This is a genomic window from Bartonella sp. HY761 (genome assembly GCF_026743145.1).
Taxonomy (GTDB): domain Bacteria; phylum Pseudomonadota; class Alphaproteobacteria; order Rhizobiales; family Rhizobiaceae; genus HY038.
This window is the reverse complement of the sequence record NZ_CP104887.1, coordinates 1,265,752-1,283,084: the sequence shown is the minus strand read 5'-3', so window position 1 is coordinate 1,283,084 and position 17,333 is coordinate 1,265,752. Positions and strand designations below refer to the sequence as shown.

At 38.5% G+C, this 17,333-nt stretch carries 13 protein-coding genes; 8 read left to right on the top strand and 5 right to left on the bottom strand.

Translation table 11 applies throughout. The annotated features are described in order from the left end of the window. Nucleotides 1–210: 210 nt before the first annotated feature. The 4 genes from N6A79_RS05400 to N6A79_RS05385 all read right to left on the bottom strand — a co-directional run bounded on the left by N6A79_RS05400 (nucleotide 211) and on the right by N6A79_RS05385 (nucleotide 5,161). A complete protein-coding gene (locus N6A79_RS05400; RefSeq protein ID WP_268547284.1) occupies nucleotides 211–1,737 on the bottom strand; it encodes a cbb3-type cytochrome c oxidase subunit I in 1,527 nt (508 codons plus the stop codon). 288 nt (nucleotides 1,738–2,025) lie between these two features. Next, the gene (locus tag N6A79_RS05395; RefSeq protein WP_262080243.1) at nucleotides 2,026–2,607 is read right to left on the bottom strand and encodes a YdcF family protein; all 582 of its coding nucleotides are present in this window, start codon (nucleotides 2,605–2,607) and stop codon (nucleotides 2,026–2,028) included. Between the two features lie 202 nt (nucleotides 2,608–2,809). Beyond that, complete coding sequence (locus tag N6A79_RS05390) at nucleotides 2,810–3,943, bottom strand: porin (RefSeq protein WP_268547283.1); 1,134 nt, start codon at nucleotides 3,941–3,943, stop codon at nucleotides 2,810–2,812. 534 nt (nucleotides 3,944–4,477) lie between these two features. Then, a complete protein-coding gene (locus N6A79_RS05385) occupies nucleotides 4,478–5,161 on the bottom strand; it encodes a rhomboid family intramembrane serine protease (RefSeq protein ID WP_182419252.1) in 684 nt (227 codons plus the stop codon). 409 nt (nucleotides 5,162–5,570) lie between these two features. Here N6A79_RS05385 and N6A79_RS05380 point away from each other — a divergent pair, with 409 nt between their 5' ends. Together N6A79_RS05380 and N6A79_RS05375 are read left to right on the top strand one after the other, a co-directional pair. Continuing rightward, nucleotides 5,571–6,674 carry a cobalt-precorrin-5B (C(1))-methyltransferase gene (locus N6A79_RS05380; protein ID WP_442784255.1) on the top strand — a complete coding sequence of 368 codons (1,104 nt, stop codon included), beginning with the start codon at nucleotides 5,571–5,573 and terminating at the stop codon, nucleotides 6,672–6,674. Then, on the top strand, nucleotides 6,661–7,440 hold the full coding sequence (locus N6A79_RS05375) for a cobalt-precorrin-6A reductase (RefSeq protein ID WP_268547281.1): 780 nt from the start codon (nucleotides 6,661–6,663) through the stop codon (nucleotides 7,438–7,440). The genes N6A79_RS05380 and N6A79_RS05375 overlap by 14 nt, the downstream gene beginning before the upstream one ends. Before the next feature lie 19 nt (nucleotides 7,441–7,459). Here the strand turns inward: N6A79_RS05375 and N6A79_RS05370 are convergent, their stop codons facing one another. Continuing rightward, nucleotides 7,460–9,457, bottom strand: a complete 1,998-nt coding sequence (locus N6A79_RS05370) for a L,D-transpeptidase family protein (RefSeq protein ID WP_268547280.1) — start codon at nucleotides 9,455–9,457, stop codon at nucleotides 7,460–7,462. A gap of 644 nt (nucleotides 9,458–10,101) precedes the next feature. Between N6A79_RS05370 and N6A79_RS05365 the strand changes: the two genes are divergently transcribed. The 6 genes from N6A79_RS05365 (at nucleotide 10,102) to N6A79_RS05340 (ending at nucleotide 17,106) form a co-directional block, all read left to right on the top strand. Next, entirely contained in the window at nucleotides 10,102–11,979 is a 1,878-nt protein-coding gene (locus N6A79_RS05365; RefSeq protein ID WP_268547279.1) for a peptidyl-prolyl cis-trans isomerase, read from the top strand. Between the two features lie 13 nt (nucleotides 11,980–11,992). Beyond that, a complete protein-coding gene (gene trpD, locus N6A79_RS05360; RefSeq protein WP_268547278.1) occupies nucleotides 11,993–13,012 on the top strand; it encodes an anthranilate phosphoribosyltransferase in 1,020 nt (339 codons plus the stop codon). Continuing rightward, nucleotides 13,012–13,806: an indole-3-glycerol phosphate synthase TrpC gene (gene trpC / locus N6A79_RS05355; protein WP_268547546.1), complete on the top strand. Its 795-nt coding sequence runs from the start codon at nucleotides 13,012–13,014 to the stop codon at nucleotides 13,804–13,806. Before trpD ends, trpC begins: the two co-directional genes overlap by 1 nt. A 28-nt stretch (nucleotides 13,807–13,834) precedes the next feature. Continuing rightward, entirely contained in the window at nucleotides 13,835–14,320 is a 486-nt protein-coding gene (moaC, locus tag N6A79_RS05350; protein ID WP_268547277.1) for a cyclic pyranopterin monophosphate synthase MoaC, read from the top strand. A gap of 150 nt (nucleotides 14,321–14,470) precedes the next feature. Next, complete coding sequence (locus N6A79_RS05345; protein ID WP_268547276.1) at nucleotides 14,471–15,688, top strand: molybdopterin molybdotransferase MoeA; 1,218 nt, start codon at nucleotides 14,471–14,473, stop codon at nucleotides 15,686–15,688. Between the two features lie 194 nt (nucleotides 15,689–15,882). Continuing rightward, nucleotides 15,883–17,106 (top strand): hypothetical protein, encoded by a 1,224-nt coding sequence (locus tag N6A79_RS05340; RefSeq protein WP_268547275.1) that lies wholly within the window; start codon nucleotides 15,883–15,885, stop codon nucleotides 17,104–17,106. The last annotated feature ends 227 nt before the right edge of the window (nucleotides 17,107–17,333 follow it).

The window sequence follows — 17,333 nt, the reverse complement described above, 5'->3', positions numbered from 1 at the left end:
ATAATTATCGACAATTTGCATCACATTAATCATAAATCAGAATTACAAAATATTTTATAGTAATTTAGACAGTAAAAACCATTAAATATCTTTTGCAGGCAATTTAACGATTAATTGTAGCTTATTTATCAAAAACTATAAATTATATAGTTAAATACATAATGGGATGACCTTCACGTAAATTAAAGGCCACCCTTAAAAACTTGCAGCTTATTTTCTATCAAAAACAGGGATAGCTTGCCATTGAACAATTGGAGCAGGCGAAGGCAAGGACCATTCTAGTGTCGTTGCCCCCTCACCCCAAGGATTGCTTGCTACGGCTTTTTTACGCCAAAACGCTTCACAAATGCCATATAAAAAAACAACAAGTGAAATAGCGCCTATCATTGCACCTAACGTTATAATCTTATTCCAACCAATATTATTTTCAATCCAAAATGCAACGCTACCATTAACATATTCAAAACCTTGAAAATGTTGCGGAAGAAAAATCATATTAACCGCAATAAACATAATTGAAAAATGTAGTTTACCGGTAAGTTCGCGCAACTCATAACCCGAAATTTTGGGAAACCAAAAATACCATGCTGCGAAAATTGCAAAGACTGCACCAAGTGACAAAATATAATGGAAATGGCTGACGAATGCTGGATTGCCGTTACTCACAGGGCTGTTTAGTGCCAAGTGAATAGCTGAAAAACTACCAATAACAAACATTAAAATAAAACCCAAAGCCCAAAGCATAGGCGTTTTATATTGAATGTGCCCACTTGCAATTGTTGCAAGCCAAGAACCGATTATTACAAACGCAGGAATAGCTATAATTGGTAAAGCTACAAAAAAATACCCCTTCATGTCGCCAAGATTGGCTGCAGAAAAAAGATTTTGCGCCCAAATTAAGAAACCCGCCGCACCGATAAAGACCATGGCCGAGACAACATAAGAACGTCCAACAAGTGGGCGATTTGCGAAAGTAGCAACAACTTCACTAATAATGCCGAACGCAGGTAAAATCAGTACAAAAATTTCAGGATGCGAATAGAACCACAACATAACCTGTAGATTTTTACCATCAACCGCATGCATGCTAAAATTATCAAAACCAAAATGATAAAGTAAAGAACTTAATGCAGCAGTCATAGTCGGCATGCAAATAATCATTAAAAAAGATGAAACCAAAACTGACCAGACAAAAATTGGTAAATATTTAAACCCCATACCAGGGGCGCGCGCCACCAATATAGTTGCGATAAAATTAGCAGCAGTCAATATTGCGGAAAGCGCAGCAAGATGAATCATTGCTATCATTAATAGACATGCAGTCTGCGCAGAAGAAACCCACAATAAGCTACCAACCAACAAAGCCATTGCAGGAAATAATAATAAGAACGCAAAGCGGTTCAAGCGCGGAAATAGCATATTTTCGCAACCAATCATCATTGGCAGCAGCCAATTAGCAAAACCACCAAATAAAGCTGGCACAACCATGAAAAAAATCATGATAAGGGCATGAGCAGATGAAAAAAGCGTAAACATTTCACGCCCTTTCTCAACAGCTGAGATTCCCTCATAACCATATAATAAGCTAGCTAGACCATGAAAATACTGAATCCCTGGCTCATTGAGCTCCAATCGCATAACAACGGAGAGCAAAACACCGATAATACCAGCAATAATGGCAAAAACCAGATAATTGGTACCGATCTGTTTATGATTACAAGAAAAAATGGTTTTCATAAGACTCTATTTCTCGCATTACCAGCATTTAAGCTGCATATTTCATCATCAAGCTAACCATTATTATCTAAGATCATGACCGCATGAATTTTCAACCAATTGCGGCACAATTTAGAATGTAATTTGGAAAACTTATAAAGTTTTGTCCTTTTACCATATTTAGAATAAGACACAAGATTTTCCGATGTGGCATAATTACACAGTGGCCTTAGAAATATCCGATCTATTAGATATAGAAATGATAAAAAACAAGTAATGCTTGCGACCTAGCAGGACAATAGAACCGAGTTAACCTTTGTTGGAATGTTTTGAACAATTCCACCAATAAGTGACATTCGCAGGCACTTCACGCAAAACAGAATAGAGATCCCTCATATTCCATTGCGGACTTGGCGCATAATAAACGGGGGAAATACCATTGCAGGCAAAAGCCAAACGAGTACGAGGAACATGAAAAAATTGGGTAATAATAAATGCACTTTGGGCTGAACTCTTTTGCATTATCTCCACCATATTTTTTGCTGTGGCTGCAGTATTAATACCTTCAGCGTCTTCGATAATGGCATTGGTTGGAATACCTTGTTCAATAAGATAGTCTTTCATAATTTTTGTCTCAGACAATCCAAACTCATTTTCACCACCGCTGACAACAATTAACGGAAAATATTCTTGTTGATACAGCTTTACAGTCTCATCAAGGCGACCTTTTAGATAAGAAGACAAGGTGCCATCAGCAAAAATTGCAGTACCAAGGACTACGCCTATATCAGCCTTTCCCTTGTGATCACGCAAACCTATTATGACTATTACCAATGACGCAATTAACGGGACTATGAGAAGAATGGATAGAAATACGATTATTTTTTTCATAAAACTCGACACCTTGAAGCACTCAAATAGAATACAATATAAACTCAAACAAATATGGCCTTTATAAAATCAAAAACTAACATTTTTAAGGTTTTATAATGTTTAAAATATAACATTCAGCTAGCTTTGAGTAGACAGATTAAATGATCAAAAAAAAGGCCCAGCAAAGCTGAGCCTTTAATACATTTAAAGAATAAACGGATTAAAAATCACGCTGTAAACGTAAGGCACCGCCAAACGCATCCTTACCCTTCAACTCTGACTTGCTATCATTCCATTTGCGATAATTAACTTCAGGAATAAGCGTTAAACCTGATACGAGTTCATAATTAACGTTAGCAGCACCGTAAAAATTACCAGCTCCCTCATAAGCAAGCTGAAGATTTCCTGTTGCTTTTTCAGTAAACCCGTAGGATGCACCTACCCAGCCAACCCATTTACCGCCCCAAGTAGCATAGAAGCTATCAACGGCGCGAACACCGCGAATATTACGATCGGTGATGATTGAATTTTCATCATCAATATCACCAAAATAAGTATCTTTTAAATCCTTATAAGCGGCCATACCCCAAATGTTAAATTTATCAGTAATATTGACGCTAATTTTGGCCTTACCAATCCAAGTTTCATTAACAGAATCATAAGCAGCGGCACCAGTTAATGAGCCCCAAGCCTGCTCATATTTAGCTGCAAGAACAACATGAGGTGTATAATCAGTAATTTGACCATTATAGTCATTATCCTCAGTATTTCCCTGTTCAAGAGAAATTAAAGCTGAGAAACCATTATCAGCTGCATAGGTATAGCTGATAAGATTAGTTCTATATCCGCCGCCAAGCACCACATCATCATTGATGAAATCGCCATAATAACCAAAGAAAGTATTAATTGCAGATTCATCAAGACCTACACGCAAACCACCAAGATCAATGTAGCCAAAGCGTAAACTACCAGCTTCAACCTGCTCGCCATCGGCCCACTCACCACGCAAACGGATAAAGGTGCGCAAAGTACCTAACTCAGTATCAGTAGCTGTAGAAAAATCAAGTTCTGCACGAGTTGAATAACGCCACTTTTTAGGATCACGGTCATTCAAAGTACGAGTATATACATCTGCGCCACCATAGACAGTACCAAATACCATACCACCAATGCTCATGCAGGTTTCAGTACCGGGGATATAGAAATAACCCTGACCATAAGTATCACAAACTCGCACATACTCAACTGGCTCTGCTTCTAAAGTTACCGCATCTGCTGCAGACGCATTATATTGTGTAAATCCCAAGCTTGCCCCAGCAGCTAAAAGCGCTAAAAAGAACTTTGAAGTTTTCATGGTTGATCCCTACTTTTAAAAACCGATTATTATGTACGCAGACTACAAACTAATACTCTGATTGCCTAGCAACACTGTATTAAATACAAATTTAATACCACAATGTTAATCAAGCCCCACTCTTAAAATTAACCCAATGATCTAATATTTGCATCAATTTCTCACATTACAGAAATGCTAATCTTGTTAAAAATTAATACGGAGTATGCTTGTCATATTTTATTCATATAACTGTCTAGTGAAGTTGTGTAAATATACGCATGTATAGAAATTCATGATATAACAGCATTTAGAAATACTCTATTTTTAATATTTGCATTTTTGCAACACTGCCAACATCACCGACCAACTTAACAACAACATATTAAAAGCTGCTTTCGTGCGATTTTATTCAAATTCACAACCTCAGACATGCAAAGGTGAATCGTTAAACTAGATAGATTGAGTTAAAGCCAACAACTTTTTAAGGCACCATTGGTAACAATTAAAATACCTCAATAGACTTCAGTTATTTCGAACACTATTTACTTTTGACTATTTTTTCCTTGGTGGAATAAAAAGACCGATAGCTAAAAAACCGGCAAGAAGTCCACCAATGTGAGCCTGCCAAGCAATAGCACCACCACCCCAACTTGCAGTGACACCATAAAGTAAATTGCTTGCTAACCAAAACCCCATAATTGTGACAATATCGCGTGAACGTATAGCAATACGTATTGGCAGTACATCCCCATAAAGTGATGGATGAAAGAAAGAACGACCGTAACCAAATCGCGCAATAGCGCCAAGCATAGCTGATACCACACCCGATGCTCCCACAACAGGAATTGGGCTATCCGTATTTAATACGTAGTAAAAAAGCGCACCTGCCGCGGATGTAAATATCCAAAACACTATAAATCCGCCTACCCCCATGCGCCGCGCAAGCGGCGAGCCAAAAACCACCATAAATAACATATTCATGCCAAGATGGCTCCAGCTTGCATGTAGAAAAGAAGAAGTAACCGGAGTTAATAAAACCTCTAATGTCTGTTCACTACCAAAGACTAATGGAATAAATGCGAAGCGAACAATGAAATAATTTTGCTCATTCCAATCCAAAATATAATCCTGCCAGATAAATACTGCGATATTAATGACAACAAATACAACCACTACGGTTGGTATATTCAACATTGGCTCTCGATTACGAAATGGGTGGATATTATTCGGTTGCATCTTATTCTTTCTAATCGTTAGATTATATTACTATATTGTTGATAGTAACAATCGATCAATTTATATTCAACAAGGTTAAAACTAATTCAATGCCTCATTTGTTGTTTTTCTTAGTTTTCCGATTTTAAAGCTCACTTTTAGATAAAACTCTAAATCGGCAAGCTGAGGTCTAATGACTCTAATCTCAATATCTTTTATTTCTGAGAAAAACCATTTAAAAAGATTCTTAAATTTTGGCTTTCAACCACAAAAAATGCAAAATTAACGATTAGAAATTTAATTATCATTAAATAGTCTTTTTGAAATTTAAAAAAAATATTATAGTAATACACAACAATAATGGAGCTAGCTAGCAGGTAAAACATCAAACTTGGTTTGCCACAAACTGCAACAAAAATAAAAGACAGCTATGACGATGAATGAGAATGACGATCTCTTTTTAAACAAAAGTCCACTGAGATCAGGTTGGACAACCGGAGCCTGTGCTACAGCGGCTACAAAGGCTGCATTAATAGCTCTCATAACTGGCGAATTTCCAGATCCGGTTGGTATTATCCTACCTAAAGGAGAAGTTCCATATTTTCAATTAGCAATGGAAAGTCTTGGCGAAGATTATGCAAGTGCTGGTATAATAAAAGATGCGGGCGATGATCCCGATGTTACTCATGGCGCAATGATTATTTCAACTGTTTTTCCCGCTCCGGAAGGAACGGGTATAATGTTTGTAGCGGGTGATGGGGTCGGCACAGTAACACGCAAAGGTCTACCAATAGAGCCAGGAGAAGCCGCAATTAATCCAGTACCTCGACAAATGATGCGTGATGTTGTTGAAGAAATCTGCGGTTCTTATGGACTGCCTGCTGATGTTGTTATTACCATTTCCGTGCCCAATGGTGAGGAAATTGCCAAAAATACCTGGAATGGCCGACTTGGTATTGTTGGCGGTATTTCTATTCTTGGTACTACCGGTGTCGTTCATCCGTTTTCTTGTTCAGCATGGATCCATTCTATTCATCGCGGCATTGACGTTTCACGGGCGCAAAATGCACAACACGTATTAGCAGCAACAGGCTCAACATCAGAAGATGCAGCGCAAGCGCTTTATAATTTACCCGATTATGCTTTGCTTGACATGGGGGACTTTGCTGGCGCAGTATTGAAATATTTGCGCAATCATCCAATCCCAAAACTTACAATTGCTGGTGGTTTTGCAAAAATGACCAAACTTGCACAAGGTGAAACAGATCTCCACTCTTCACGATCACAGATCAATCGGCAATTTTTATGGCAAATTGTTCGTGACTTGGGCTTAGACAAATCTTTTGAAGCAACTATAATAAATGCCAACACCGCAAAAGAAATACTTGATATTGCACTAGAAAAAAGCATAAATCCAGCACCCTCAATCGCCAAGCTAGCTAAGAGTACTGCACTTAAAGTGCTAAATGGCGCACCTGTCGAGGTGGAAGTAATCATAACCGATCGAAAGGGCGCAATCATTGCAAGATCATAATTTTGATTCCAACATGTTGGAAAAGCCAGTATCGAAGCCTCTATCGGTTCTTATATTAGGAGGAACAACCGAGGCATATCAACTTGCGGAGATATTGGAAAGCCAACCAATCAAAATTACAACATCTCTTGCCGGACGTACTAATTCACCACGCATTCCAAAAGGCAATTGGCGCATTGGTGGCTTTGGAGGCGTCGAAGGCTTGATCACCTATCTTTTGAAGGAAAAAACTAACCTTATAATTGATGCCACGCACCCATTTGCCCGTCAAATGACTGATCATGCCTATGAAGCATCAAGAATAACCAAAATACCTCTTTTAAGACTAGAGCGACCACTTTGGAAAAAACAAGACGGAGATACTTGGCATAGCGTCCCCAATATTAGCGAGGCATTGACCGTAATCCCCAAAGGTAAAAACATATTACTAGCTATTGGTCGCCAGCACATTGCACCATTTGCTAATTTTAAAGATTCAAAATTTTGGGCGCGGATGATCGACTATCCAGATAATATTGATGAGCTTACCAATCTTGAATTTATTATAGGCTATCCAACCGATAGCGCTAGCGAAAAAAAACTATTGATCGATAAAAAAATTGACATGATTATATGCCGTAATTCAGGCGGCAATTCATCTTACGGCAAAGTAAAAGCCGCAAGAGAATTATCAATACCAATCATCATGATTGAACGTACTTCGCTACCAACTACGATCACCGTCCACTCTATCGATGCAGTACTTGAATATTTAAAACATATTTAACTGTGCATTGACATTATATCTACATATTTTCAAGCCGCATTTTTTCAATTTTTTTGCTTGCAGTTTGCTGTGCACTATCACGGTTATAAACATCATCATAATAATGGATAATATGATTATCAGCATCTGGCCAAGCAGTAAAATAGGTTAGATAAACAGGAACAGTTACATCTAACTTTACCGTTTTTTCATCCTTGCCAAAATAACGCTTCAAACCATCTTTTTCTAGTCCCATGACTGCAGCGGCCATAGCACGAGGATCAGCTAACCGCACGCAACCATGGCTAATTGCACGCATATCACGTTGAAAAGCAGCTTTTGATGGCGTATCATGAAGATAGATATCATGTTTATTAGGAAACAAAATTTTAAGTTCACCCAATGCATTACTTGTTCCCGGCTTTTGGCGAATATTGACACCATAGCCTTTAGTCGCGACATTCGCCCAATTAACCGAAGAAGCATCTACTTTTTTACCCGATGCATTAAACACTTCGTAGCCATTACGAGAAAGATAGGCTGGATCTTTTAATATGCGTGGCATCATTTCATTCATGACAATAGAACGCGGTACGCCCCAGGTCGGATTAAATGTAACAAGACTTATATTGTCATAGAAAAAATATGTTTGGTGACGTTGCGAACCAACAACAACCTTCATGGCAATAACCTCTTTGCCATTTTCAAAATATTGTGCTTGATAGGCTGGTTGATTAATAAACACATAACGATCCGAAAACTCATGCGGCAACCACCGCAATCTTTCGAGCGAGGTGATAATTTTTTGCTTTTTATCAACGATATTGTCACCTTGCAAAGCTCGAATAGTTGCCGGTCCTATAACGCCATCACTTGCCTTACCCAAAACCTTTTGCAAATCTTTTACGGCAATAACCAATTCCTCACCATAAATCGTATTTTGCAGGTTTTCCTCAAGCACTTGCCTATGGCTTTCCAAATAAGATGGTGGCGCCTTATCAAGAATCAACCTAATAACTTTAACCAATTCATCATTGGCCTTACCTGGCTTTATCACCGTATTATCGGCTATTTCTATCCGAGGGGCACTTTGTTGTGTATTTAAAACCGCAAGTTCGGCTTTAAGACTCTTATACCAAAGCGAGCGTGGTTCTAAACTCGCAAGGACTTGCTCAGGATGAGTATTTTTTACCAATTCTTGCAAAATAGTATCAAGGTCAATTTTGCGTCGCGGCAAATCATGAAATGCAGATAAACGATCTGCGGTTACACGCCCTGCTCCTGCATCCAAACTATAACGCAAAATGCGAGCGGTTAATTTTATATCAAAAACCATAACAGCTTGAGCATCTTCAACATTTCCAGAAATTTCAGGAAAATCAACCAGATATTCATCCGGGTTCAGACCATCTTCAGCGGATTTTTTTAAAAACTCTTGAACGGCCTTGCCTTTCTCAGTGAGAACATTATTGGCTGACCATATCAATTGGGGGTGAGCCGCATAATATTTTGTTAAGGCTTCACCAACTTGCTTTTCAACTTTAATTGCTGGCAATGTACGGGCAAGTTCTGCAAATTTTGCTTCTTCAACACTAAGCGCACCAATTTCAGATTGCCCCACCTCACTACTATCATTGCTAACTGTACCACCATTAATGGTATTAAATTCCTCGTCCACAAGTTGGGTATCAAGCAATCGATCAATATCGTCAGCACGGCTAGATGACTGGAACTTAACTTTTGAAAAATCTAAATCAATCAATTTATCAGGACGATAATCAAATATTTTGGGAGGTTCTACCACAACACGCTTAATTGGCTGAGGTGTAGGATCAACCGGCGTAACTTGCCTTGGCTGAACTTGCTGCTGCATAAACTGTTGTTGCCGCAAGGCCTGCTCACGCTGTAAACGCTCTTGCTTTTTTTGACCAAAATAATCAAAGATATTAGCACTATTTGCTGATTTTGTAGAAAGGGATGCTAAAAATGCAACACCAACCAAAAGGCAAACCGATTTATAAGATGATTTTTTAGCCATAACAATTCATTAAACCCAAGAAAACTTAAAACCCAAGAAAACTTAAAACCCAAGAAAACTTAAAACTCAAGAAAACTCATTAAACCAAAGCAGAATACAATGCACACTGAGCCACACTATATGATTAGCATGCCAGAAGCGCCTTAATAATAGGTTATTCATCATCCAGAAAATAGGCCACCTTGTCAATAAAATAACCAATATTGCCCACGGATAATTACAATAAAATATAAATATAAAAATGACTTTTTTCTATAACTAAGATTAAAAATTAAATATTTGATACTATTATTTTTTTTATTTATTAACCCGATAAAACCGGTTAAATAGACAACTGAAAACTATATAAACTTAAAAATAAATTAGTGATATTAAAGCTATAACCTCAATTAAAGACTCTAAGAAAACACCATTTTAACTTACTATAAATTTGAATATACAAAATAAATTAAATTTAGTACATTTTATAAATAACATCACCTTGCTGATAAAAACCCACTTCAGAAATAAGAATATTGGGCAATTATCACTTGTTATCGTAATTAAAACCAAAAAAATGCAGGCAACATCTTGCATCTGCCATTTTATTAGGGCAAACAAATGCCTAAATATTCCGACTGATAGTTAAAACATGGAAATATCTTATGCTAGATCATATGCGCGCAGCAGCCAACACCTTGGTGGCAAAAGCATTACTTGGATTATTATTGTTAAGTTTTGCCTTATGGGGAATCCCACAAGCATTTAATGGACAGGGAAGCGATGCCATTTATCAGTCGGGCAAATCTGAAGCAACTCTTGCAGACTACCAATTCATGGCTCAAAATCAGGCTACACAATATTTCTTTTCGACTAGGCAATATATCTCTCCTGATCAGTTTGCTCAATTAGGCATTGCCAACCAGCTTTTGCAAACTCTTAAAGGCTACGCGTTGATCGATGAAGAAGCAAGGCTAATGAAAACCAACATTGGGCAAGATGGAGCATTACGCGTTCTTGGTTCAGAGCAAATTTTTCATGGTATGAATGGTCAATTCAGCAAAGAAGCGTTTGCCCAATTTATCAATCAAGCAGGTATTTCACAAAAAACCTATTTTGAGCAATTGGCAAAAACTGGCATACGCAACCAAATTATTGAAGCGGTGAGCCAAAATATTGTTATGCCTGATGTCTTTTACTCCGCACTTGTACTTAATAATCGCGAACTACGAAATATAGATTATGTTGCAGTAACACCAAAACTAATTGGTGAGGTGCCAGAGCCCATTCAAGATGTACTTGCTGCTTGGTATGAAACTCAAAAAGCAAATTTTCGCGCTCCTGAATATAGGAAAGCAACATATGTTACTTTAACAGCGCAACATTTTGCTAATCCGACAGCGATCACAGAGGACGAGATCAAGGATTTTTATCAAAAGGAATCCTCTAGGTTTTTATCTCCAGAAACACGCATTATTGATGAATTACGCTTCGATAATCGTCAGCAAGCCGATGCGGCTGCACAAAAATTACAAAGTGGTATGAGCTTTGATGAATTGGTAAGCTCGCTCAATCTAAGCATAGATGCCATTAGAAAAGGTCCCCTCACCCGTTCCGACTTACCATCATTGGTATCAGCTGAGGTTTTTCCATTGCAAGAAGGTGGTATCTCTCCCGTCATAAATGATTTACAAGGCCCCGTAATTGTTCGCGTAATTAAGATTACACCTAGCGCAGTTGCACCACTTGAAGCCGTTGCCGAACAAATCCGTCAACAATTGGCAGACCAAAAAGCTCGTCAAGATTTATCTGCTTTGGTAAAAACCATTGCTGATGAACAGTTTGAAGGTCTTTCTTTAAATGAAATTGCGCAAAAGCATAATTTACCAATAACAAGCGTAATTATTGATGCTGAGGGCAACGATATCGAAGGGAAAGCTGTTGAGAATCTTCCTAACAAGGAGAACCTAATTGGTGGCATTTTTAATGCAACTATTGGTATTGATTCAGATCCACTTATCAGCGATGAAGGTGTCCAATGGTATCAAGCAGACGAAATTATAAATAGCCGTGAGCGCACACTTGATGAGGTAAGGCAGTCTGCAATCTCCGCTTGGAAAGAACAAGAAATGAACCGTCTTGTTTTGCAAAAAGCAGATAGCTTCAATGCCGAGCTTGCTAAAGGTAAAAGCCTTGCACAAATTGCCAATGAAAATAACATTCAAGTTGAGAAAGCTGAGGCTTTAAGTCGAACAGGTGCAGGATTAAATCTTAGTAAAGAAGCACTCATTGCTATTTTTAGTGGTCCTACAAACTCAACCGGCATAGCTCCGGGCGAAAATGAACAAACAAAGCTTGTTTTTAAAGTTACAAGCACTACTGAACCGGCAAGTACTAGCCCTGATGCTCTTGATCCAGCCATGAAGCAGCAGCTTAGCTTATCTTTAAGGCAAGATGTGCTGTCTCAATATCTCTTTGCAATTGAGAAAGAGCATCCGGTTCAAGCAAATAATTCAATCATCCAGCGTATTCTAAACCCATAGGTGGACAAGAAACATGGCCGATCTAAAGCCTTTTATCAATAAAGTTGCAACGGCTGCGCCGTTAACTCAAGATGAAGCGGAGCAGGCTTTTACAATTATGATGTCGGGCCAAGCCACACCGTCTCAAATTGGCGCATTCTTAATGGCATTGAGGGTGCGTGGCGAAACTATTGACGAGATCACCGGCGCAGTTAAAGCAATGCGGGCGAAAATGTTACCCGTTAAAGCCCCCGAAAATATTATTGATATTGTTGGGACTGGCGGCGATCAATCTGGCTCTTACAATGTTTCAACAGCAACAGCTTTCGTGGTAGCAGGGGCAGGAATTCCGGTTGGCAAACATGGCAATCGTGCATTATCATCAAAATCAGGTGCAGCAGATGCCTTGAAAGCACTGGGCATTGATATTGATATTACAGCGGATCAAATTGCAACTTGTATTGCAGAGGCTGGCATTGGTTTCATGTTTGCACCAACACATCATTCTGCTATGCGCCATGTAGGCCCTGCCCGTGTAGAATTAGGAACACGAACTATTTTTAATATTTTAGGCCCCCTTTCAAATCCAGCTGGCGCGACACGCCAATTAATTGGGGTATTTTCACCTTATTGGCTTGAGCCTGTTGCCCGCACGTTACAAGCGTCGGGTTCCAAATCATTATGGGTTGTTCACGGTGATGGGATGGATGAATTAACAACATCTGGAGAAACAGAAGTTGTTGCTATAAAAGATGGTGCTTTTTCTCGCTTTATCGTAACTCCTGAAGAAGTAGGACTGAAAAGAGTTAGCAAAGACGATCTTAAGGGCGGTGACCCTGAATACAATGCTGCCGCTTTAAAACGCGTTTTAGAAGGAGAAAAAGGTGCTTATCGCGATATAGTTCTATTAAATGCAGCTGCAAGCTTTATTATCGCCGACAGGGTAGCCAACTTGTCCGATGGCGTGGAGCTTGCAAAAGAAAGCATTGATACGGGGCAAGCGCTTGGCAAACTTGAACATCTTATTTCTGTTTCTAATAGACAAGAATCTTGATTATGAGTGATATTTTAAAAAAAATTGAAGCCTATAAGCTTGAGGAAATTGCTCAAGCAAAAGCCTGTACTTCACTTGATGATTTAAAGGCACAAATTATAGATGTTGAAGCCCCCCGTGGTTTTGTTAATGCATTAAAGGCGAAAAATGCTACGGGCCTTTTTGGTTTAATTGCTGAAATCAAAAAAGCAAGTCCTTCAAAAGGGCTTATTCGTGAGGATTTCAATCCAACACTTCTCGCTCGTGCCTATGAAGAAGGCGGTGCTGCTTGCTTGTCTATACTCACTGATTTTCCATCATTTCAAGGTAGGCCAGAATTTTTAAATCAAGCACGCAATGCAACCCATTTACCAACATTGCGGAAAGACTTTTTATTTGATACCTATCAAGTATATGAAGCACGGGCTTTGGGTTCAGATTGCATTTTAATCATTCTTGCTGCGATAGATGATGATTGTGCAAAAGCATTAGAAGACACAGCCTTTGAACTGGGGATGGATGTTCTTATTGAAACGCATAATGAAGTGGAAATGGAACGTGCATTAAAACTAAAATCGGAAATGATAGGGATTAATAATCGTAATTTACGTGATTTTTATGTTGATCTCGCAGTGACCGAGCGACTTGCTCCAATGGTGCCTGAAGACAAACTTCTAATTGGTGAAAGTGGTATCTTTACCCATGAAGATTGCTTGAGATTAACCAAAAGCAATGTCAAAAATTTCCTGATCGGTGAAAGCCTTATGCGGCAAGATAATGTTGCATTAGCGACCCGTCAACTACTTGACATTTAAAGCTTAAAATAAGCGATAGGAATTTAATATGTCAAATAAGCTAACTCATATTGACGAGCATGGCGCTGCCCACATGGTTGATGTTGGCCAAAAGCATGAAACAGAACGTAAGGCCGTTGCCGAAGGTTGTGTTATCATGGCGAATGAAACACTTATCGCTATTACTGAAGACCGTATTGCTAAGGGTGATGTGCTAGCTGCAGCCCGCATCGCAGGTATTATGGCGGCTAAAAAGACATCTGATTTCATTCCTCTTTGTCATCCACTTATGCTAACAAAGCTAAGTGTTGATTTGTTGCCAGACGCATCTCTTCCAGGCATAAGGGTTAAAGCAACTGCTGCTCTAACAGGCAAAACTGGTGTTGAAATGGAAGCATTGACAGCCGTATCAATTGCCTGCCTTACAATTTATGACATGGCTAAAGCAATTGATAAGTCGATGACGATCACTAATATCGAACTTAGTGAGAAAACTGGCGGTAAATCAGGCAATTGGCTACGCCAGCAAGATTAATTAATTGTTTATTTTGCTAAGGCTTTCCGGTCATTAAATTAGATGTTAGCTTGAATTGTTGTTTTTTAAATAGCCTTTAGATGAAATAGTCGTGTTCTCCAATAAAGTTGTAACTGATTATTTTAATCATATGATGAGATAGGATAGACAATGGCACTTATGACAGTTGATGAAGCCCTTGACAGGTTAACCAACAAGGCAACTCTTTTAGAAAGTGAAACCATTGATATCAGCTTTGCGGGTGGGCGTTTTTTAAGTGAACCACTTATAGCCAAACTCACACAACCGCCGTTTAATTCATCGGCAATGGATGGCTATGCAGTCATGGCTAATAAAGAAATCGCTGCTGGAACAAAATTTAAAATCGTTGGTGAAGCCGCAGCAGGGCACATGTTCCATGGTGAGATTAATGCTGGTGAAGCGATCCGAATTTTTACCGGTGCCCCTGTTCCAGATTCAGTCAACACTGTTATCATTCAAGAAAACATTACAAAACTTGACAATCAAACTATTGAATTAACCCAAAATGCAGCACTTCACGCCAATATTCGTCCTGCGGGTGGCGATTTTGCAAAAGGCGATGTTATTTTACCAATCGGCACAAAACTAACACCGTCAGCTATAGGCCTTGCGGCAGCGAGTGGTTATGACACTTTGTCCGTTATCAGATCACCTCGTATTGCTATTTTATCCACTGGCGATGAATTGGTACCAGCTGGTACAACACCGGGTGAAGGTCAAATTATTGCTTCGAATGGCTATGCCTTGGCACAACTTGTGATGGATAACGGTGGTGAGGTTATTGATCTTGGTATCGTCGCCGATGATCGCGCTGAAATCCATTCCGCTATTATTGCCGCAAAACAACAAAGAGCCGACATACTCATTACAAGTGGTGGGGTTTCGGTTGGTGACTATGACCTTGTGCAAGAAGTCATGAAAAAAGCTGGAATGGAACTCGATTTTTGGAAAATTGCGCTTCGCCCAGGCAAGCCTTTAATGTTTGGCAGTATCAATAATAACGAAAATGAAATGCTCGTTTTAGGGCTACCAGGCAATCCGGTTTCTGCCCTAGTCACAGCAACTCTTTTTTTATTGCCGATGATGGACAAAATGCGCGGCAATCAGACCACTCAACACATAATCAATGCCAAATTAACTAAAGAACTTAAAGCAAATGGTCCTCGTCGTCACTATATACGTGCTACAATGAAAAGCGATGAACACGGTATTTTGCATGTGACGCCAGCGGCATCTGCAGATTCATCGCTTATGAAGATTATGGCACAATCAAATTGTCTTATTGTTAATGAAATTGATGCGCCTGCTTTAAAAATCGGCGATACAGTCAAAATACTTATTCTTTAATATTGTCAAAAGCTTTGCCCCTAAACACACATTTATAATATGGATGTTAAATAATGTGTGTTTGCAAAGTTTTACTTCTATGCTTAATAAAAACATTACTTTTGCTTTATATTTATGTCTGCAGCAATACCATTTGAATTGTTGTCGAAAGATAAAAAGCTAAACTGCAATTCCAATGCATGCGGGTTAATTTCATGAAAAAAGTTTTTAATGTAATAATACAGGCATTTTTAGTAATAACTTTTCTTAACATAACATTAAGTTACGCACAAAACCTAAACAAGCAATCAACGGCCACTGCATCAAACCTGCCTTTCAATAAAGAGGCTTTTTTAGATCGTTTTAAAAAAAGTTTTGGCCGCAAAACTGTCGTAACCGTTACAAGTATAGCAGTAGACAAGCAAAATATAACCTTAAAAGATGTTATTATTAGCGGTGATGTTTTAACACCTGACACAAGATTTAAAACTATAACATTTACAAATGTAAGAGCTATTCCCCATGGCGGATTTTTAATTTCCAATGTAATCATCGATAAAGTACTTTATCGATACGAAAAAAGTACGTTAATCGCCGATACAATATTGCTTAATGGCGCAGCCCTGCCGCCTAATGAAGGGATATATAACCAAAATATCGGCTTTAGCTATGACAGAGGAACCTTTAAATCGATTCAATTGCTCGATGAAAAGAATAACCCACTCGGATCGCTTCAAAATGGTGAAATTAGACTAACGCGCTCGATACGCGACAATCCAGTAAAGTTTAAAATTAAAATTGCCAACATTAATGTTGAAGTCAAAAATTTTCCAGTCGGTACATCGCGAACAGATCTTATTAATATGGGATACAGTCGCGCCAGTGGTAGTCTTATCCTGAATGGTGCATATGGTGGCAAAAATGCCTTATTACAGCTCGATCAACTCAATCTAACCCTCAATAAGGGTGGAAAGCTAGATGCACAATTAAAGATGGATGGCATAACCATAGACTCGCTCCTAACTGTACTAACCCTGCAGCGTGAAAATGATCATGGAAAAATTGATAAGTCGCGCATGGCGCTAGGTATGCTGGGGCAAGTTCAAAGATATAATTTCTATAACGGATCATTTGTTTTTAAAGATTATGGTTTAACCAATAAAATAATCAATGCACAAGCAAAACGAGAAAATAAAATACCTCTTCAATTAAAAGAAGAATGGGCAAATGGTCTGCCTGGATGGCTATCGTTTGCCAAAAAAACAAGTTTTTTTGAACAAGCTAAAAATCAAATAATTATTTTTATAAATAACCCTAAAACATTGCAATTTGAGTTAAAACCCATGGGGCGTACATCACTGGTGATGTTAGCACTTGCCGGAAAAATCAATCCCGAAAGCCTAATTAAGCAATTGAAACCATCAATTCACGCCAATTAAACACCCAAATGCTTAAACTTAAAAGGCAATCTTATTCATTAAAAATACCAAACAAATAGATTATTGATTCTGTCTTATCCATATTATTGCAAGCAAAAACAAAATCTTCATGAAAACTTCAAAGAGATATGGCTTCAATCACTAATCTATTTACACTCTCACAAAAAGAACATCAATAGAACAAAATTTTAAAATACAATATTTTCAATTAGTTAAACCCCTTGCAA